Source organism: Avibacterium volantium, assembly GCF_900635775.1.
GTDB lineage: Bacteria > Pseudomonadota > Gammaproteobacteria > Enterobacterales > Pasteurellaceae > Avibacterium > Avibacterium volantium.
In genome coordinates, this window is the sequence record NZ_LR134167.1 from 1350146 (window position 1) to 1369130 (window position 18985).

The following is an 18985-nucleotide window of genomic DNA, read 5'->3' on the forward strand; positions in this document are numbered from 1 at the left end:
GCTTAGGCTTATTCTTGGCTATCTAAGAAGCGTTCTGCATCTAAGGCTGCCATACAACCTGTGCCAGCAGAGGTAATGGCTTGGCGGTAATTGTGATCCATTACGTCACCTGCGGCAAAGACGCCCTCTACTGATGTGGCGGTGGCGTTGCCCTCTAAACCTGATTTCACCACGATGTAGCCATTATTGAGTTCAAGCTGACCAGCAAAAATCTCTGTATTTGGCGCGTGGCCGATTGCCACGAACATTCCATCTAATTTGAGTTCTTCCGTTTCACCTGTTTGGGTATCTTTTAAACGAATGCCCGTTACCCCCATATTGTCGCCTAGTACTTCATCTAAAGTGCGGTGGGTATGTAGGATAATTTTTCCTTCCTCCACTTTTTTGTATAGACGATCCACTAAGATTTTTTCTGCGCGGAAGCTATCACGGCGATGCACTAAATGTACTTCAGAAGCAATATTGGCTAAGTAAAGGGCTTCTTCCACCGCGGTGTTTCCACCGCCAATCACCGCTACAGGTTTATTGCGATAGAAAAAACCATCACAAGTAGCACAAGCGGAAACCCCACGACCTTTGAAAGCTTCTTCAGAAGGCAAGCCGATGTAGCGTGCAGATGCGCCTGTGGCAATAATTAATGCATCACAGCTAAAACTTTGTACATCGCCATAAAGTTTGAATGGACGGGAAGAAAGATCCACGCGGTTAATGTGATCGAAAATAATCTCGGTATCGAATTTCTCCGCGTGTTGCAACATTCTTTGCATTAACTCAGGGCCTGTGGTATCAGCAAAATCCCCTGGCCAGTTTTCGATTTCTGTGGTGGTGGTGAGCTGTCCACCTTGTTGTAAGCCTGTAACGAGAACGGGGCTTAAGTTAGCGCGTGCCGCATAAATTGCCGCAGTGTAACCCGCAGGGCCTGAACCTAAAATTAACAGTTTGCAATGTTTCATTTCTGACATAAAAATTCCTAGTTGATAAATCGTAAAAAATCTTCGCTATTATAGAGGCTTACGCCGTTAAATTCATTAATAGAGTAGTGAATAGAGCAATCGGCGGTATTTATTGGTAATCGGATCATTATTGCCAATAGCAGCCAGAATAGATAAAAACTCTTGTTTCACTTCGCCATTCAGCACGCCTAAATCTTGTTTTAATAAGCCGAATAATAATTCCAAGGCTTCTTCATTGCGGTGCGCTTGGTGTAGCTGTAACGCCAGTTTTAAGGCCACTTCAGGGCTTGGATTGTTGGCGTATTCAGCTTGTAACTGCTGAATTTCTGGCGTGTCTGCCGCTTTAATTAATAATTCAATTTGCGCTTGCAACCCTTGCCAACGGCTATCGTGATCTTGCAATGGAATGCGGTTTAAAATTTCCTGCGCTGGTTCAACGCGTTTCATCGCGATATAGGTTTCTGCATAAAGCAGGGCAATATCGCTGTTTTTGTGATCGGAAAGTTCCCACGCTTCTTTTAGCAATGGCAAGGCTTGTTCATAGTTTTCATTTGCAAGAAAATCTAACGCTTGGGTAAATTTGATCTCTTCTTCTTTTGGCAAGATCAGGCTTAAATGTTGCTCAAGAGTGACATCATCTAATGCCCCTTGGAACGCATCAAGAGCTTGCCCATCTTTAAATAAATAGGTGGTCGGCAAGGCTTGAATACGAAACTGCGCCGCGACCATTTGTTCGGTTTCACAGTTAATTTTGCCTAATAAAAATTGCCCTTGGTATTTTTCCGCATAGCGTTCTAGCACGCTCACAAACGTATTAGATTCCTCGTGGCTTGGCGCATAAAACACTAAAGCAACAGGTTTTTGTTGGGTTTGTTGCAAGATCTCGGTGAGATTTTGTTCGGTAACATCAATAATATAAGCTGACATTTTCACTCCAGGTTTCACGCTAATTTGAGTTACAAAAATTGTCATTGATTGTAACAAAAGTGCGGTGGTTTTGGGAAAAAATTTAATACATTGACTAGAGACTAGGATTTTATTTATTGTCAATGCTAATTAAAAGATAAAACAAAAGAACTTAGCCTTATAGGCTAAGTTCTTTGAGAAAGGCATGCTTTTATTTATTGCACCAACAAATAAAAATTCGTTTTACCACGCAAAATATTTAACGCGATAGTAGAAGGTTTATCTTTGAGTGATTTACGCAGTTGGTCTAGGTTCTCAACGGGTGTGCGGTTTATGCCGATAATCACATCACCGTCTTTTAAGCCTAGGCGTTGGGCGAGGGATTTATCCTTAATTTTGCTAATTTCAACGCCTTTTTGTCCTTTTGCATTATAGTTGCTTAACTCTGCGCCTTCTAAGGCTGGGAGAAGGTTTGTTGCGCTGGCTTTGGCTTCTTCATCTGGTTGTAAGGTAACGGAAGTGGTGTTGGATTTACCATCGCGTAAATAGGTTAATTCCACGTTTTTACCTGCACCAGTGGTGGCGATTTTGGCTCGCAATTCGGCGAAGCTGGATAGTTTTTGACCGTTAATTGCCGTGATCACATCACCGGCTTGTAAGCCCGCTTTTTCTGCGGCAGAATCTGGCAATACTTCACTTATGAATGCGCCTTGTTGTGCATCAATTTTGAGGGCTTTGGCTAAATCAGCATTGAGTTCAGCCCCTTTAATGCCTAATAATCCACGGCGAACTTCGCCAAATTCAAGGATTTGTTTCACAAGGCTGTTTGCCATATTGCTTGGAATAGCGAAAGCGATCCCAGCATTTCCCCCACTCGGTGAGATAATGGCGGTATTGATGCCGATTAATTCGCCATTAAGGTTAAGCAATGGGCCACCAGAATTGCCTTGGTTTACCGCAGCATCAGTTTGAATGTAGTTTTCATAGCTACCGCGCTCTGAGCCAGTTGAGCGTCCAAGAGCAGAAACAATCCCTGAGGTTACTGTTTGCCCTAGACCAAATGGGTTGCCGACTGCCACGGTGTAATCACCAACGCGTAGTTTATCGGAGTCAGCCATTTTGATTTCAGTAAGATTTTTCGGATCTTCTAGCTGAATTAAGGCAATATCGGAAAGCTCATCTGCGCCCACTAATTTCGCTTTAAATTCGCGTCCGTCTTGTAATTTCACGGTGATTTTATCTGCTTGATCAATAACGTGATTATTGGTTAGCACATAACCTTTTGCGGCATTGATAATCACACCAGAGCCGAGCCCTTTGAAGCTACGCGGAGCGTTGTTCTTAAAAATATCCGGCCCGAAGAAAAATTTGAATTCTTCAGGAATATCGTCATTTTGGAAGCGTGCTTTTTGTTTTCCTTCCACCGCAATGGAAACGACGCTAGGTAGAACTTGCTCTAACATTGGCGCTAAAGTAGGCGCGCCAGAAAGCGTGCTTGGTGGGGGCAATGTCGCCGTTGCGTTCACCGAAGTGCCAAGCACAGTTAAGCCAAGAGCGATACTCGTTAATAAAAAATGTTTTCTTTTCACTTCATTTCTCCATTTCGTTACTAAGTGTCATTTTAAAATAAGAACAGATCTCAATTTTTAAAGGGATCTATCGCTATTTTCTTTCATTGCTGAAAGCGTGTTTGTTGTTTTGCCTAAGACAAAGAAAATAAAAAATTGTTCGTGAAAATTGTATGGTTTTTGAGAAATTACAAAAAAAGAGGTAAATGACTGGATCTTTTTAAATTAGCCCACATTTTTATTAAATTTTAACTTTTCGTGAAAAACAAAGTGCGGTGGAAATTTTCTGTGATTTTTCTCACATTTTTAAAAATTTGGTGTTTTAGATTTTGATTAGATCGGTTATTTTTTATTTATCGAAACGTTTCGATAAAATTTTTATAAGGTTTTGATATGGTTTTTAGGGAGGCAATATGAAGAAAACAGGAATTTTGAATGCATCGCTATCATTGCAAATAGCGCAGCTAGGGCATACGGATTTTTTAACGATTTGTGATGTAGGCTTACCCATTCCAGTGGAAATGGAAACCGTAGATCTTGCCTTGCGTGCAGGGATTCCGAGTTTTTTATCGGTTTTTGATGCCGTAGTAGGCGAATGTTTTGTGGAGCGAGTGATTTTAGCCAAAGAAATTGAATACCAAAATCCGAGCATTCATCAAGCGTTATTGCAGAAACTTGAACAATTAGCGCGACAACAAAACAACGAAATTACAGTGGATTATGTATCCCACGAAGAATTTAAAGCCTTGAGCCAAGAGAGCAAAGCTATAGTGCGTTCGGGCGAATGTACGCCTTATGCCAATATCATTCTTGTTTCAGGTGTACCATTTTAAGGGGGCGTGATGAAACCCATTTTAAGATTAGACAACATTTGTAAATCCTTCCCCGGCGTGCGTGCATTGCATAATGCAAGCCTGTCCGTTTATGCGGGGCGAGTGATGGCATTAATGGGCGAAAATGGCGCAGGCAAATCAACCTTGATGAAAATTCTCACCGGGATTTATCAGCAAGATAGCGGAGAGATTTATTTTCACGGAGAGAAAGTGCGGTATAAAAATCCGAAATTTTCTCAGTTAGCGGGAATCAGTATTATTCATCAAGAACTCAATATTATTCCTAATTTAACCATTGCCGAAAATATTTTCTTAGGGCGAGAGTTTACCCATAAATTTGGCGGTATTGATTGGGCTAAAATGACGGAAGAATCCGCAAAATTGCTACAACGTTTGAAAGTGAAACATCAGCCTTCAACACCTGTCGCAAAACTTTCCTTAGGTGAGTTACAAATGATTGAAATCGCCAAAGCATTAAGTTTTGATGCCAAGGTGATTATTATGGACGAGCCAACCGATGCTTTAACCGATTCTGAAACTCAAGCCCTGTTTGACGTCATTCGAGAATTGAAAGCGGAAGGTTGTGGGATCGTATTTATCTCTCACCGTATGCAAGATATTTTTACCATTTGTGATGATGTAACTATTTTACGCGATGGTGAGTTTATTGCAGAAAGTGAGCTTTCTGCCATTAATGAAGAACAGCTTATTGAACTCATGGTGGGGAGAAAGCTGGAAGAACAATATCCCCATCTTGATAGCCCTATTGGTGAGCCAGTATTACGCGTGCAAAATTTGACTGGGCAGGGGGTTAATAACGTGTCTTTTCAGTTAAATCGTGGTGAAATTCTTGGCGTGTCAGGTTTAATGGGGGCAGGCAGAACGGAATTGATGAAGCTCATTTATGGTGCGTTACCGAAAAAGAGCGGTGAGATTTTTCTATATAATCGTGCTTTGACGATTCGTTCCCCGCAAGATGGCTTAAATAATGGCATTGTGTATATTTCTGAAGATCGTAAAGGTGATGGCTTGGTGTTGGGAATGTCAATTAAAGAAAATATGACACTCACCGCATTAAAGCAGCTCACTAAGAATGGGGCGATCGATCATCGAGCTGAAAAAATGACCGTCAATGATTTTATTCTACTGTTTAATGTGAAAACGCCTTCAATGGATCAAAAGATCGGTTTGTTATCAGGCGGTAATCAGCAAAAAGTGGCGATTGCCAAAGGGTTAATGACACGGCCTGATGTCTTAATTTTAGACGAGCCAACCCGTGGTATTGATGTGGGGGCAAAAAAGGAAATTTATCAGTTAATCAATAAATTTAAAGAAGAAGGAATGAGCATTATCGTGGTTTCTTCCGATATGCCAGAAATTATTGGTATGAGTGATCGTGTTTTAGTGATGAATAATGGTGAAATTCGTGGTGAATTCTTGCGTGAAGAAGTGAGCCAAGAAAAACTCTTAACGGCCGCTATTACGCAACAGCATTAAAAGGATAAATTATGACAACAACAAAATTAAAAAATTTCCTGATTGAGCAACGTTCAATTTTGGCTTTAATTGTCTTGATTGTAATTGTTTCTAGCATTAATCCGAATTTTTTCACAATGGATAATTTGCTGAATATTTTGCGTCAAACCTCAGTCAATGCCATTATCGCAGTGGGAATGACCTTTGTGATTTTAACTGCTGGGATCGATCTTTCAGTGGGATCGGTATTGGCATTAACGGGTGCGATTGCCGCCTCACTGGTGAACCTTGATTTATCTATTTTCATTGTAATTCCCCTTGTTTTGCTCTGTGGCACATTATTAGGTGGCATCAGCGGAGTGATTATCGCGAAAGGTAAAGTTCAGGCTTTCATCGCCACCTTGGTAACAATGACCTTATTGCGTGGCGTAACAATGGTTTATACCGACGGGCGACCAATCAGCCTCGGTTTTTCTGATGTGGCAGATCAATTTTCTTTCCTTGGAACAGGGTATTTATTCAATATTCCTTTCCCAATTTGGTTAATGGCAATTATTTTCCTTGTTGCTTGGTATATCTTAAAACATACCCCAATGGGACGTTATATTTATGCCCTAGGTGGCAATGAATCGGCAACCCGTTTATCAGGCATTAATGTGGATAAAGTAAAAATATTCGTGTACGCAGTAAGCGGATTTTTAGCCACCGTTGCAGGATTGATTGTGACTTCAAGATTATCTTCTGCACAGCCAACTGCGGGTGTGTCCTATGAGCTTGATGCGATTGCCGCAGTTGTTGTCGGTGGCACAAGTTTAATGGGCGGAAAAGGGCGTATTTTTGGCACATTAATTGGTGCATTGATTATTGGATTCTTGAATAATGCGTTGAATTTATTAGATATTTCTTCTTATTATCAAATGATTGCAAAATCAATCGTTATTTTGGCAGCTGTACTTACCGATCATTTTTTCAGTCGAAAAAATGCTTAACTTAAACTCACCTAATGAAAGGAGATGTGTATGAAAAAATTAACGTTACTGGCGTCTGCAGTGATTCTTGGTTCGGCTGTTAGCCAAGCGGTAGTGGCAAAAGAGACCATTGCATTAGCCGTTTCAACTTTAGATAATCCGTTTTTTGTTACCCTAAAAGAGGGGGCTGAAAAAGAAGCGGATAAATTGGGCTATAATCTTGTGGTCTTGGATTCACAAAATGATCCAGCGAAAGAGCTGGCAAATGTTGAAGATGTCACCGTACGAGGTGCAAAAGTATTACTGATTAACCCAACGGATTCCACCGCAGTAGCGAGTGCGGTGCGAATGGCAAATCAAAAAAATATTCCTGTGATTACCTTAGACCGTGGTGCAGCACAAGGCAAAGTGGTGAGTCATATTGCTTCTGATAATGTGGCTGGTGGCAAAATGGCAGGGGATTTCATCGCAGAAAAATTGGGAGATAATGCGAAAGTCATTCAATTAGAAGGCATTGCTGGAACGTCCGCTGCGCGTGAACGTGGTGAAGGTTTTAAACAAGCGGTAGAAGCACATAAATTTGACGTATTAGCCAGTCAGCCTGCAGATTTTGATCGCACCAAAGGCTTAAATGTAATGGAAAACTTGCTCACTGCGCAACCAAATGTGCAAGCGGTATTTGCTCAAAATGATGAAATGGCACTCGGTGCAATTCGAGCTGTTCAAGCGGCGAATAAATCTGTGTTAATTGTTGGGTTTGATGGTACAGATGATGGCGTAAAAGCAGTAAAAAGTGGCAAGTTGGCTGCGACTATTGCCCAACAGCCAGAGTTAATCGGTGCATTAGGCGTGCAGACGGCTGACAAGGTGATTAAAGGTGAAGCTGTTGAAGCACAAATCCCTGTGCCATTAAAAGTGGTCAGTCAATAATCTTTTGATTATTCAAGGCGGATTTTCTATTCGCCTTGAATTTCACTTTTGTATATTGAGTGTATTGCCAAATATTTTTCGTGTAATCAGGTTTCGTCAATGTATTTCGCAATATGCACAAAATATAAGTGCGGTGCTTTTTTTCGTGATTTTTATTAAGGAATAACTATGCACAATTCAACCCTAACCATTCTCGGCAGTATTAACGCCGATCATCTTATTCAAGTGTCACATTTTCCACAGCCGGGGGAAACCTTGTCGGGACGTAATTATCAAGTGGTGTATGGCGGAAAGGGCGCAAATCAAGCGGTGGCAGCAGCTCGCTTGGGGGCGAAGGTGAATTTTATCGCTTGTGTAGGAAATGACGATATTGGGCGGGAGATGAAAAAATCTTTCGCTCAAGAGGGAATGAATACGGCGGCAATTTCTGAAGTTACACAGGCTCGCACAGGGATTGCAATGATTCAAGTGGCAGACAGCGGCGAAAATAGCATTGTGATTTCCGCGGGGGCGAATGCTTATCTGAATGCTGATAGGGTACAGTCTTTCGCTCATATTATTGAGCAGAGCGATGCCTTGCTGATGCAATTAGAAACCCCCTTAGACGGTGTGCTGTGTGCCGCGAAATTAGCGAAACAAGCAGGTAAGCAAGTGGTGCTAAATCCCGCGCCTGCACAGCCACTACCTGATGAATTGTTGGGGCAGCTAACAATGATTACGCCAAATGAAACAGAAGCGGAAATTCTTACAGGCGTGAAAGTGGTGGATTACCAAAGTGCGGTGCAATCTGCGCAAGTTTTTCATCAAAAAGGGGTGGAAATGGTATTGATTACCTTAGGTGCGAAAGGGGTTTTTGTCAGCCATCAAAACCAACAAGAAATCGTGCAGGGCTTTGTGGTGCAGGCAACAGATACCACCGCCGCCGGGGATACCTTTAATGGCGCGTTGATGACGGCATTATTAGAGGGCAAATCATTAAATCAAGCCATTCATTTTGCCCAAGCTGCCGCAGCAATAAGTGTTACCCGTTTAGGTGCACAAACCTCCATTCCTACTCGGCAAGAAACGCTCGATTTTTTGGCTCAGCATCATTAGAATGACAAGCATTTAGTGATCAACATTTGAGAAGTCATTATGGCAACAATGAAAGATATTGCACGCATCGCACAGGTTTCGACCTCCACCGTGTCGCACGTGATTAATAACACGGGCTATGTGAGCGATGCAATGCGAGAACGCATAATGAAGGTTGTCAAAGAACTGAATTATCGCCCTTCCGTCTTGGCGAGAAGTTTGAAAATCAAGCAAACCAAAACCTTAGGTATGCTGGTTACCGCAACCAACAACCCTTTTTTTGCGGAAGTGGTGAGTGGTGTTGAGCAATATTGTAATCAGCACGATTATAATCTGATTATTTCAAGTCTAGATGGCAATGAAGATCGCTTAGAGCAAAATATTCAAACGCTGATTCAAAAACAGGTGGACGGCTTGTTGTTAATGTATTCTGATAGTCGTCATTCCTTTCTTAAACAGCTTGATGTTGCCTTGCCAATGGTGATTATGGACTGGTGGCCAACGGCATTAAGTGCGGATAAAATTTATGAAAATTCTGAACTTGGTGCATATCTTGCGACAAAATGCTTAATTGAGCAAGGGCATAAAGCGATTGCGATTATCACCGGAAATCTGAATAAATCCCTCGCACAAAATCGTTTACAAGGCTATAAAAAAGCCTTAAACGAACATCAGTTAGCCATTCGTGATGAATGGATTATCGAAAGCCATTTTGATTTTGAAGGTGGCGTGGAAGGAATGAAAAAGCTGTTACAAGCGGGCAAACGGCCTACGGCTGTGTTTGCGTGCAGCGACACGATTGCAGTGGGTGTTTATCAAGTGGCGTGGCAAAATGGTTTGCGTATTCCGCAAGATCTTTCTGTGATTGGCTATGATGATATTACCCTGGCGCAATATCTCGCCCCACCGCTCACCACCATTCATCAACCTAAAGCAGAATTAGGCAAACTTGCGGTGGAAACACTGTTAAAACGAATAAATAATCCAGAAAAAACGGTTCAATCTATTTTATTAGAGCCGAAATTAATCTGGCGGGATTCTGTGCAGGCTTTAAGAAAATAAATATACCTCTTTTTTATTAGTGTTGAGATTTACTTAGCAAAAAAGCACGCCTATAATCAAAAGGATTTTATCATCTGTATTCAGGAGGAAATTATGGCAGACATTGAAACGCCAAGACGAAATTGGCTACAAAAAATTGAATATATTGGCAATAAATTACCCGACATTACAATGTTGTTTATTTATGCGCTAATTGTATGTTGGTTGCTGTCTTGGGGGCTTTCTTATTTTCATTTTGATTATATCCACCCCATTCAAAAAACACCGATTCAAATCACCAATCTTTTCCAATCTTCTGAAATTGCAACCTTTTTCTCATCACTCACCAAAAATTTTGTGAATTTTCCACCCTTAGGTATTACTATTGTTGCGACTTTTGGCATTGGGATTGCTGAGGCGAGTGGTTTTATTAATGTAGGTTTGAGCCGTGCGTTAAGTATTATTCCAAAGAAAATAGTTACACCAGCCGTAATTATCATTTCTGTATTCGCTCATCTTGCAGCAGATTCTGCTTATGTGATTTTAATGCCTATTTCTGCATTGATTTTCTATTCCGTAGGTAAACATCCTTTAGCAGGAATTGCAGCTTCATTTGCTGGCTTAGCGGGAGGCTTTTCCGCCAGTTTTACGCCCTCGATTATTGATCCTATTATGCAGAGTTTCACGCAGAGTGCCGCGCGTATTTTAGATCCGAGCTATGATGTGAATGTGCTGTGTAATTATTTTGTGAGTTTAGGTAGCACAGTCTTTGTGATCCTAACTTGTTGGTATATTACAGATAAAATTATCGATCCACATTTAAAACGCACAATGCCTATTGATAAGGATTTAGATAGCAAAGACACCACAATTAACCCACCAACTGCACAAGACTTAAAAGCCTTTCGCTGGGCATCGTTGGTGCTGTTGTTAATGGTGGTGGGATTGTTTTTATTGGCGTATCCTGAAAACTCGTTATTGAGAGCGTCAGATGGTTCATTGACTAGTCCAAAATCGCCGATTATGCAAATGATTGTGCCATTATTGCTGATTTTCTTTGCAGTGCCTTCTTTGGTTCACGGCATTATTGCAGGCACATTTAAAGATACTCGCACAGTCACTAAAGCAATGGAGAAAATCACTTATACCCTTGTGCCATTTATTGTGTTTTCCTTTTTCTGTGCACAATTTTTGTATTCTTTTAACCGTTCAGGAATCGGCACATTGATTGCCTTATCCGGTGCTGAATTTTTGAAAGCCTTGCAAATGCCTGCGGGTATTACCGTGTTTGGGGTGTTAGTATTAACTTTATTGCTAAATATTATTATCACGTCCGCCACCTCAAAATGGGCAATTTTGTCGCCAATTCTCGTGCCAATGCTGATGTCAGTGAATATTTCACCCGAATTAACCCAAGCCGCATTTAGAATTAGTGATTCAGTAATGAATGTTTCAACGCCAATGTTTGCGTTTTATCCATTATTGATTTCTTATTGTCAGCGTTATTGTAAAAATACTGGCGTGGGAACGCTTTGTTCAATGATGATTCCATATACCATCGGCTTATTTATTGTGCTAACCCTTGTGTTATATTTGTTCTGGGGCTTAGGCATTCCGCTCGGTTTTGATAGCGGCTACACATATCCAAAAGCATAGCGAAAAGAGGGAGGCATTATGCAACAACAATTAATTGATCGTTTTTTTCGTTATCTTGCAATTAGCAGTCAAAGTGATGCAAGTAATCCCACTGTGCCGAGTAGTCAAGGACAGTGGGAAATGGCAAAGCTACTGGCGAAAGAATTGCAAGAATTAGGCGTACAAGATGTTGAAATTGACCAACACGCTAATGTCACAGGGGTACTCAAAGGGACTAAAGCGAATGCCACCGCCATCGGTTTTTGCGCCCATATGGATACCGTAGATGTTGCGCTATCGCCTCACATCTCACCGCAAATCCAAACCTTTAATGGACAGGATTTACAACTTAATGCGGAGCAAAATATTTGGCTAAAAGTTGCTGAACACCCTGAAATTTTGCCTTACCAAGGGCAAGAGATTATTTTTAGTGATGGCACGAGTGTATTGGGTGCAGATAACAAAGCGGCAATTGCAAATATTATGACCGCACTTTCAATAATTAAGCAAAATAACATTGCCACAGGGGATATTTATATTGCTTTTGTGCCAGACGAAGAAATCGGCTTGCGTGGCGCGAAGTTATTAGATCTCAACAAATTTAAACCGCAGTTTGCCTACACCATTGATTGCTGCGAGCTAGGCGAAGTAGTGTATGAAAACTTTAACGCCGCTTCTGCCAGCATAACCATTCAAGGCGTTAGTGCGCACCCAATGTCGGCAAAGAATGTGCTGATTAATCCTATTTTAGTCGCGCAAGATTTCATCGCCTTGTTTGATCGCAGCCAAACCCCAGAATGTACAGAAAACAAAGAAGGTTACTGGTGGTTTAATCATTTTGAAGCAAACCAAAGCCAAGCCGAGCTTAGCATTGCGATTCGAGATTTTGATAAAGCCCAATTTGAGCAACGCAAAGCTTTCATCGAACAAGCGGTACAACAAATCCAACAGCGCTACCCAAGAGCGGTGATAAATTGCAAAATTTCTGATATTTATGGCAATATCGCAAATAGTTTAGGTGAGGATCGCCGATCCATTGATTTATTATTTAATGCAATGGCGCAGATCAATGTAGCGCCAAAAGTGATCCCAATGCGCGGCGGCACAGACGGCGCAGCCCTGTCCGTAAAAGGCATCACCACCCCAAATTATTTCACTGGCGCACATAACTTTCATTCTCGTTTTGAATTTCTGCCCGTTAAATCTTTCGTGAAATCTTGTGAATTGACATTGAAGTTGATTGAGTTGGCTGCGGAGTAAACGAAAAAGAGCAGGGGAAACCTGCTCTTTTTTCTTATATACATTAAATCAATGTATCCACTTTCGCTCTAGCTTGTTCTTGCGATTTTGCCGCGACTTCTGCACCAGAACCTACGCCTTCCACATAAACAAAATCAACATCATCAATGCCGATAAAGCCAAGGAACGTTTTTAAATAAGGGGTGATAACATCTGTGGCTTGTCCTTGATGCACACCACCGAAAGAGGCTAAAACGATCGCTTTTTTACCTTTCACTAAGCCTTCAGGGCCGTTTTCTGTGTATTGGAACGTAACACGCGGACGAGCAATGAAATCAATGTAGCTTTTTAATTGAGTTGGAATATTAAAGTTGTACATTGGCGCATTGATGATAATGGTATCCGCATCTTTTAATTCCGCCACTAACTCATCGGAAAGGGCGAGCAATGCTTTATCCTGTTCTGTTTTTGGCTCACCACGCAAGGCATTGGCAGCAACGCCATCAAAGTGTGGCAATGGATTTGCGTCTAAATCACGCACAACCACCTCTGTGCCTGCGGGTAATTTTGATACAAGATAGTCCGCAAGTTGATTGGTTTGTGAATAATCGCCGAGAATACTCGATTTTAAAACAAGAACTTTTGACATAATAAATCCTTAAACTGTGTTTATCATAAAGTGCGGTCATTATAGAGCGAATTTTTTCTAGAACAATGGTAGAAAAGGAAAAAGATTTTTTCTTAATGGTAAATAATCAGCGGAAAATTGCACTTTGCCAGAAATGCTTTATGATCGCATTTTGATTTTTATTTAACAAAAAGGACAGCTTATGTGGTCAGAATTAGCAATGGGCTATGGCTTATTTATTCTAGAAATTCTTACGGTGTTATTGATTATCGCAGGGATTGTCGCGATGATTATGGCGTTTAAACAGAAAAAATCTCACCAAGCAGGGGAGTTGGTGATCACCGATTTATCACAAGAATATGAAGAAAACACCAAGCGTTTGGCGGAGTTTCATCTTTCTGAAGATGCCTTAAAACAAGCGGAGAAAGCGCGTAAAAAAGAAGAAAAACAAAAAGCCAAAGCAGAAAAAGAAAAGCGTAAAAAAGGCGAGAATTCAGAAAACGAACGCAAGCCTCATTTATTTGTGTTGAGTTTTAAAGGCGATATTTCTGCGTCAGAAACCACCGCACTTCGTGAAGAAGTGAGCGCCATTATCGCCGTCGCTAAACCAGAAGATGAAGTGTTGTTGCGTTTGGAAAGCCCTGGTGGCGTGGTACACGGCTATGGACTTGCGGCTTCTCAGTTAGCACGCTTGAAACAGCATCAAATAAAATTAACCGTAGTCGTGGATAAAGTGGCAGCCAGCGGTGGCTATATGATGGCGTGTGTGGCGGATAAAATTATTGCCGCACCTTTTGCTATTATTGGCTCAGTGGGCGTGGTGGCGCAAGTGCCGAATATTCATCGTTTACTGAAAAAACACGATGTTGATGTGGACGTGATGACAGCAGGCGAATATAAACGCACCGTAACCTTACTCGGCGAAAACACTGAAAAAGGCAAAGAAAAATTCCAGCAAGAGTTAAATGAAACCCATCAATTATTTAAACAATTTGTTGCACAACACCGCCCACAAATTGATGTGGAGCAAATCGCCACGGGGGAACATTGGTTTGGTCAGCAGGCACTAGGATTAAACTTAGTCGATGAAATTGCCACCAGCGATGATTTGATCTTACAAGCCATTAAAGACAAACTCGTGCTTTCAGTGAAATACACAATGAAAAAATCTCTTGTGCAGAAATTAGGAAAACAAGCTGAAGAAAGCGCAGATAATCTGTTGTTGAGCTGGTTGAAGCGTAATGAACGGACTTTGTACTAAGGGTAAAATATAAAAAACGTTATCTTTACATTATTTGACAAAAAACTTGTTGGATTTCGCATAGTAAAGGGTTTTGTTAATTTACTTTATTGATAATTAGCTTTACTATATAGCGCCGAACAAAAATGCCATTTGGGCATTCCGTTCATTTCCAAGTAATGATTTATTTATAGTGTTAAGGTAAAAATATGAAATTATCACATCTTTTATTCTCAGCTGTTGCTGCAACGACATTAGCAGCATGCGGAAACTTAAGTAAGGTTACTGATGAAGGTACATCAGAAGATCTAGTTTGGCCGAAAATTGAGGATTCTAAATTTAACCACGATGGTAGTCAATATGGCTCTTGGCCAAATTGGGATAATGTGCGAATGATTGAACGTGGTATGAATAAAGATCAAATTTATAACTTGATCGATCGCCCACATTTTGCAGAAGGCTTATTTGGTGTACGTGAATGGGATTATGTGTTTAACTACCGTGAAAATGGTGAACACAAAATCTGTCAATACAAAATTTTATTTGACAAAGATATGAATGCCCAAAGTTTCTTTTGGTATCCGAACGGCTGTAATGGTACGCTTTCATTTAGCCTAAAAGGTGATTTTTTATTTGATTTTAACAAAGATACACTTTCAGCTAAAGGGGAAGAGGTTGTTGATAATGTTGCGAAACAATTAAAAGCCTCAGGTGCTACACAGGTTAAAGTAGCTGGTTATACTGATCGTCTAGGGTCTGATAGTTATAATCTTAAACTATCACAGCGTCGCGCAGATCGTGTAAAAGCGCGCTTAATTTTGCAAGGTGTTACAGCGGATATTCAAGCAATTGGTTATGGTAAAGCAAATCAAATCAAGGCTTGTGATGGTATTCAAGGACAAGCATTAAAAGATTGTTTGCGTGATAATCGACGTGTAGAAATTTCTTCATCAGGTCAATTGTTAAAACAAACAGATTATAGTGAAAAGGCAGGTAAAATTGGTCCAGCTCCACTTTATACAAAATAAGTTATAAGCGAATGAAAAAGCTGATTTCAAATGTGAAATCAGCTTTTTTGTATTATATTTTTGCCTTATTTGTCATTCGGCTTAATCGCTAATAAATTGCAATTTAATTTACTGATAACGTGTTCAGCGGTGTTTCCTAGGAAAGCAGCGGAAAGACCTGTTCTGCCGATTGTGCCTAGCACTACCATTTCTGCCCCTAATTCTTTTGCTACTTCAGGGATAACATCTTCAGGGAAACCCTCTCTAACGTGAGTGTGATCTTCATCAATATTGAATTTTTGGCGTAAAGCTTTCATATTGATCAAATATTGTCCGCGGATACTATTGCTATAATCTGCGGTGCTAAATTCCGGTAAATCTATTGCCATATTGATCGGTGTTGGCGGATAAGCGGTAACAAGGTGTACATTTCCACGTTCCAAACTATCTGCTAAATCAATGCCGAGTGTAACTAATTCATTATTGAGTAAGTTATGATGTTCTTCATCATCGGATACATTAACGGCAACTAAAATACGGCGTTGATGTTTCCAATCTCCGTCTTTCACGATCATTATTGGCGCAGGGCATTTGCGTAATAGCTGCCAATCCATCGGGGTGAAAATTAACGAAGTAATGCTTTCTTTTTCCTGTGTATATTTCACCACAAGATCGTAGCTATTTTTTTCAACTTCTTCGGCGATGGCTTCAGCTTCATTGCTATTCCAAACTACCGTTGAATGAAATTCAATATTTGGATCAGCGTATTTGTCCAAATAGGGTTGGATTGCTTTTTGGCGTTGCTCAATAACACCTTGATGCATATTTTCACGTTCTTCTGAAGAAAGTAGTGCAGACATTTCATAAGATAAATCATAAACCGTCATAAAGGTGGTAATTTTTACCTTGCTTTCACTTTTTTGTTCTTTGACTAAACGTACCGCACGAGCAAGGGCATATTGCTTTTCATTTTCAGGATTTAACACAACCAAGATATTTTTAAATTTCATAACAACCTCCAAATGATGGCTAAGTGTCTTATAGCATAGAAAAGATTGGCAAGAATAACAAGTTAGAGTGGGAAAAAACGTGATCTAGTGCAACATATTGTTGCACTAGAAAGAGCAGAAAAGTAAATTAGCTCACCATTTGAATGCGCGTTTTAGTTACCCCCGCAAGTTGTGATAATTCTGCCATATTATTTATGGTGATGTATTTACCCTGCACGGATAACATACCTGATTTTTGGAAACGTCCTAGCAAACGGCTAATGGTTTCAACGGTTAAGCCTAAATAATTGCCAATATCGCCGCGAGTCATGGTTAAACGAAACTCCCGCGCTGAGAAACCGCGAGCGGAGTAACGGCGAGAAAGATTATGAATAAATGCGGCTAAGCGTTCTTCTGCATTCATTTTAGATAATAAGAGGATCATTTCTTGATCGCTTTTAATTTCACTACTCATTAAGCGCATAATTTGTTGGCGCAATTTTGGCATTTTGCCTGATAAATCATCTAAAATATCAAAAGGGATTTCACACACCATTGCGGTTTCCAGGGCTTGTGCAAAACTTGGGTGCTGCATATTGGTAATTGCGTCAAAGCCAACGAGATCACCGGGTAAATGGAAGGACGTAATTTGTTCTTCGCCTGTTTCACTAATAGTGTAAGATTTGATAGTGCCAGAACGGATAGCGTACAGAGAAGTAAGAGGATCGCCAGCTTGGAATAAGACTTGAGATTTTTGAATAGGTTTTTTGCGTTCAATAATGTTATCAAGCTGATCTAGTTCGTGTTCATTTAATGTGAAAGGAATACAGAGTTGGCTGATACTACAATCTTGGCAGTGAATGGCACAGCCGCCGGATTGAACACGACGCCCAATTTTACTGTCATTAGCTAAAATCTTCATTTAATCCTCAAATAACTCGGTAAAGCAGAAAAAATCATATAAAATTGATCTAACGCAAGAAATGATACCACTAAATGGTAAAATTAAGAAGTTTTAAATAGTTAAATAATTGTTAAGGAAATAATAATGGCAACAGAAAAACTCACCAAAAAACGTTTAATCCAAATTATTTTAATGCTCTGCGTACTACTTTCCGCATTTTTCTACCGCACTTGCCATTATGAAAAAATCCAAAGTGCGGTGGAAAATCAGCAAGTTTCTGAGTAGCATTAGGGAAAATAATTAGGATTAAGGCTTAGATTTATAACTAGTAGTCCTAAAAGATTAAGTTTGCAAAGAAGTTTTGCTATAATTACACTGTTTATTCTTGATTGTATTTTAAACAAATGATGCAGTTTCAATTTTTAGAAAGTTGTTTCAATGGTATAACTCATCAGTTTGCTTATTTTAGCATTTCTCACATAGATTATGTTATGGACTTTACCTCTGATGCTGATATTGTTGCCAACTTAGTTGATGATCCGCAAATTTATGCGTTGCTCAACGGTAAAAGTGTGTATACAGTGAAGTTTGCTGTAAAAGAATATTATGAAAGTGACGAAAATGATATCGATCTTTATGCTCCACCTAAGAATTATAAGTTCAATAAGAAGGAAATAAATTGTCTTAAGGAGCAACTAGAAACACTGTTTTATCAACATTATTTGAATTATAAACCGGATTGTTATTTTTTCATTGGTGAAAGACCTTCTCTTGTTAGAATGTATCAAAAAATGTGTGATAATCGACACCCTATTATGTTAGACTTTAAACCTATTACACAGTTAGGCAATAACAAAGATTGTTTTATCATAAAGACACCTTTATATGATGCGAGGATAAAATGAAAGAGAAAAAAATGACTGCCGTAGAATTGAAACGTAAAGCAATGCAGGCTTCTCGTTTGGCTTATCAACAGGCGAAAAAAAACCAAGAGTTAAAAGCAGTTGAGCGCATATAACATAATAAGAGAAAGCGAAATAAAAAAGGACTGATATTTCTATATATCAGTCCTTTTTACGTTTTAATGATAAATTATTCGTGATTCACAGCAAGTTTTGCAAGATCTTTATCCACTAAGAATAATCCTTTGCCGTCATCGCCAAGAAGATTTAGTTTATCTAAAATGCCGCTGAATAATTTTTCTTCTTCGTGCTGTTCTGCTACATACCATTGTAAGAAATTGAAAGCTGAGAAGTCTTTTTCTTCAAAGGTTCTGCCGACTAATTCATTGATTTTGCTCGTGATCAGCTTTTCGTGTTGGTAAGTGGTTTCAATCACTTGTTTTAATGAGCTAAATTCGTGCGGCGGCGCTTCAATTTCGCTAATGATTGGCAATGCGCCTGTTTCAGTTAAATAGGTGAACAATTTACGCATATGTTGCATTTCTTCTGCGGCGTGAGCAGATAAAAATTGTGCCGCTCCTTCAAAACCTTGCTGTTCGCACCAAGCGCTCATTTGTAAATATAAGTTTGAGGAATAAAATTCCAAATTCATTTGATCGTTTAATAAGTTAATGACGTTGTTTGATAACATT

Annotated in this window: 19 protein-coding genes; 12 read left to right on the top strand and 7 right to left on the bottom strand. The window is 40.0% G+C overall.

What is annotated here, in order from left to right; all coding sequences use genetic code 11:
* Positions 1–8: 8 nt before the first annotated feature.
* The 3 genes from trxB to ELZ61_RS06555 all read right to left on the bottom strand — a co-directional run bounded on the left by trxB (position 9) and on the right by ELZ61_RS06555 (position 3448).
* Positions 9–962 carry a thioredoxin-disulfide reductase gene (gene trxB, locus ELZ61_RS06545; protein ID WP_126372311.1) on the bottom strand — a complete coding sequence of 318 codons (954 nt, stop codon included), beginning with the start codon at positions 960–962 and terminating at the stop codon, positions 9–11.
* A 66-nt stretch (positions 963–1028) separates the two neighbouring features.
* The gene (locus ELZ61_RS06550; RefSeq protein WP_126372313.1) at positions 1029–1880 is read right to left on the bottom strand and encodes a co-chaperone YbbN; all 852 of its coding nucleotides are present in this window, start codon (positions 1878–1880) and stop codon (positions 1029–1031) included.
* 194 nt (positions 1881–2074) lie between these two features.
* Positions 2075–3448, bottom strand: a complete 1374-nt coding sequence (locus ELZ61_RS06555) for a Do family serine endopeptidase (protein ID WP_126372315.1) — start codon at positions 3446–3448, stop codon at positions 2075–2077.
* Positions 3449–3840: 392 nt separating this feature from the next.
* On the opposite strand from ELZ61_RS06555, the gene rbsD reads away from it, so the two are divergent.
* From rbsD to pepT, 8 genes are all read left to right on the top strand, one after another.
* Entirely contained in the window at positions 3841–4260 is a 420-nt protein-coding gene (rbsD, locus tag ELZ61_RS06560) for a D-ribose pyranase (RefSeq protein ID WP_126372317.1), read from the top strand.
* A 9-nt stretch (positions 4261–4269) separates the two neighbouring features.
* Positions 4270–5757 (top strand): ribose ABC transporter ATP-binding protein RbsA, encoded by a 1488-nt coding sequence (gene rbsA, locus ELZ61_RS06565; protein ID WP_126372319.1) that lies wholly within the window; start codon positions 4270–4272, stop codon positions 5755–5757.
* 11 nt (positions 5758–5768) lie between these two features.
* Complete coding sequence (rbsC, locus tag ELZ61_RS06570; RefSeq protein WP_103852506.1) at positions 5769–6725, top strand: ribose ABC transporter permease; 957 nt, start codon at positions 5769–5771, stop codon at positions 6723–6725.
* Positions 6726–6755: 30 nt separating this feature from the next.
* Positions 6756–7634 (top strand): ribose ABC transporter substrate-binding protein RbsB, encoded by an 879-nt coding sequence (rbsB, locus tag ELZ61_RS06575; protein ID WP_126372321.1) that lies wholly within the window; start codon positions 6756–6758, stop codon positions 7632–7634.
* A gap of 168 nt (positions 7635–7802) precedes the next feature.
* Positions 7803–8729, top strand: a complete 927-nt coding sequence (gene rbsK, locus ELZ61_RS06580) for a ribokinase (protein WP_126372323.1) — start codon at positions 7803–7805, stop codon at positions 8727–8729.
* Between the two features lie 39 nt (positions 8730–8768).
* Positions 8769–9770 (top strand): substrate-binding domain-containing protein, encoded by a 1002-nt coding sequence (locus ELZ61_RS06585; protein ID WP_126372325.1) that lies wholly within the window; start codon positions 8769–8771, stop codon positions 9768–9770.
* 93 nt (positions 9771–9863) lie between these two features.
* On the top strand, positions 9864–11405 hold the full coding sequence (locus ELZ61_RS06590) for an AbgT family transporter (RefSeq protein WP_126372327.1): 1542 nt from the start codon (positions 9864–9866) through the stop codon (positions 11403–11405).
* An 18-nt stretch (positions 11406–11423) separates the two neighbouring features.
* Entirely contained in the window at positions 11424–12644 is a 1221-nt protein-coding gene (gene pepT, locus ELZ61_RS06595) for a peptidase T (RefSeq protein WP_126372329.1), read from the top strand.
* A gap of 43 nt (positions 12645–12687) precedes the next feature.
* On the opposite strand, the gene ELZ61_RS06600 is transcribed toward pepT, so the two are convergent.
* Positions 12688–13272, bottom strand: a complete 585-nt coding sequence (locus ELZ61_RS06600; protein ID WP_126372331.1) for an FMN-dependent NADH-azoreductase — start codon at positions 13270–13272, stop codon at positions 12688–12690.
* A gap of 181 nt (positions 13273–13453) precedes the next feature.
* On the opposite strand from ELZ61_RS06600, the gene sohB reads away from it, so the two are divergent.
* On the top strand, positions 13454–14512 hold the full coding sequence (sohB, locus tag ELZ61_RS06605) for a protease SohB (RefSeq protein ID WP_126372333.1): 1059 nt from the start codon (positions 13454–13456) through the stop codon (positions 14510–14512).
* A gap of 188 nt (positions 14513–14700) precedes the next feature.
* Positions 14701–15519: an OmpA family protein gene (locus ELZ61_RS06610; protein ID WP_126372335.1), complete on the top strand. Its 819-nt coding sequence runs from the start codon at positions 14701–14703 to the stop codon at positions 15517–15519.
* Between the two features lie 65 nt (positions 15520–15584).
* Here ELZ61_RS06610 and uspE read toward each other — a convergent pair whose 3' ends face one another.
* Entirely contained in the window at positions 15585–16508 is a 924-nt protein-coding gene (uspE, locus tag ELZ61_RS06615) for a universal stress protein UspE (RefSeq protein WP_126372337.1), read from the bottom strand.
* A 127-nt stretch (positions 16509–16635) separates the two neighbouring features.
* Positions 16636–17409, bottom strand: coding sequence for an FNR family transcription factor (locus tag ELZ61_RS06620; protein WP_103852498.1), 774 nt, complete (start codon positions 17407–17409; stop codon positions 16636–16638).
* Between the two features lie 126 nt (positions 17410–17535).
* Between ELZ61_RS06620 and ELZ61_RS10695 the strand changes: the two genes are divergently transcribed.
* Together ELZ61_RS10695 and ELZ61_RS06625 are read left to right on the top strand one after the other, a co-directional pair.
* Positions 17536–17676 carry a hypothetical protein gene (locus ELZ61_RS10695; RefSeq protein WP_164550726.1) on the top strand — a complete coding sequence of 47 codons (141 nt, stop codon included), beginning with the start codon at positions 17536–17538 and terminating at the stop codon, positions 17674–17676.
* A 119-nt stretch (positions 17677–17795) separates the two neighbouring features.
* Positions 17796–18296: a helicase gene (locus tag ELZ61_RS06625; protein WP_241969666.1), complete on the top strand. Its 501-nt coding sequence runs from the start codon at positions 17796–17798 to the stop codon at positions 18294–18296.
* Positions 18297–18483: 187 nt separating this feature from the next.
* On the opposite strand, the gene ftnA is transcribed toward ELZ61_RS06625, so the two are convergent.
* Positions 18484–18984, bottom strand: coding sequence for a non-heme ferritin (gene ftnA / locus ELZ61_RS06635; protein WP_126372341.1), 501 nt, complete (start codon positions 18982–18984; stop codon positions 18484–18486).
* Position 18985: the final 1 nt, after the last annotated feature.

What these genes read in the sequence shown, in the direction of transcription:
- sohB (WP_126372333.1), top strand. Translation starts at nt 13,454, where the DNA reads ATGTGGTCAGAATTAGCAATGGGCTATGGCTTATTTATTCTAGAAATT.
- ELZ61_RS06590 (WP_126372327.1), top strand. Translation starts at nt 9,864, where the DNA reads ATGGCAGACATTGAAACGCCAAGACGAAATTGGCTACAAAAAATTGAA.
- ELZ61_RS06550 (WP_126372313.1), bottom strand. Translation starts at nt 1,880, where the DNA reads ATGTCAGCTTATATTATTGATGTTACCGAACAAAATCTCACCGAGATC.
- ELZ61_RS06620 (WP_103852498.1), bottom strand. Translation starts at nt 17,409, where the DNA reads ATGAAGATTTTAGCTAATGACAGTAAAATTGGGCGTCGTGTTCAATCC.
- rbsD (WP_126372317.1), top strand. Translation starts at nt 3,841, where the DNA reads ATGAAGAAAACAGGAATTTTGAATGCATCGCTATCATTGCAAATAGCG.
- trxB (WP_126372311.1), bottom strand. Translation starts at nt 962, where the DNA reads ATGTCAGAAATGAAACATTGCAAACTGTTAATTTTAGGTTCAGGCCCT.
- ELZ61_RS06625 (WP_241969666.1), top strand. Translation starts at nt 17,796, where the DNA reads ATGATGCAGTTTCAATTTTTAGAAAGTTGTTTCAATGGTATAACTCAT.
- ftnA (WP_126372341.1), bottom strand. Translation starts at nt 18,984, where the DNA reads ATGTTATCAAACAACGTCATTAACTTATTAAACGATCAAATGAATTTG.
- rbsC (WP_103852506.1), top strand. Translation starts at nt 5,769, where the DNA reads ATGACAACAACAAAATTAAAAAATTTCCTGATTGAGCAACGTTCAATT.
- rbsA (WP_126372319.1), top strand. Translation starts at nt 4,270, where the DNA reads ATGAAACCCATTTTAAGATTAGACAACATTTGTAAATCCTTCCCCGGC.
- rbsK (WP_126372323.1), top strand. Translation starts at nt 7,803, where the DNA reads ATGCACAATTCAACCCTAACCATTCTCGGCAGTATTAACGCCGATCAT.
- uspE (WP_126372337.1), bottom strand. Translation starts at nt 16,508, where the DNA reads ATGAAATTTAAAAATATCTTGGTTGTGTTAAATCCTGAAAATGAAAAG.
- ELZ61_RS06610 (WP_126372335.1), top strand. Translation starts at nt 14,701, where the DNA reads ATGAAATTATCACATCTTTTATTCTCAGCTGTTGCTGCAACGACATTA.
- pepT (WP_126372329.1), top strand. Translation starts at nt 11,424, where the DNA reads ATGCAACAACAATTAATTGATCGTTTTTTTCGTTATCTTGCAATTAGC.
- ELZ61_RS06585 (WP_126372325.1), top strand. Translation starts at nt 8,769, where the DNA reads ATGGCAACAATGAAAGATATTGCACGCATCGCACAGGTTTCGACCTCC.
- ELZ61_RS10695 (WP_164550726.1), top strand. Translation starts at nt 17,536, where the DNA reads ATGGCAACAGAAAAACTCACCAAAAAACGTTTAATCCAAATTATTTTA.
- rbsB (WP_126372321.1), top strand. Translation starts at nt 6,756, where the DNA reads ATGAAAAAATTAACGTTACTGGCGTCTGCAGTGATTCTTGGTTCGGCT.
- ELZ61_RS06600 (WP_126372331.1), bottom strand. Translation starts at nt 13,272, where the DNA reads ATGTCAAAAGTTCTTGTTTTAAAATCGAGTATTCTCGGCGATTATTCA.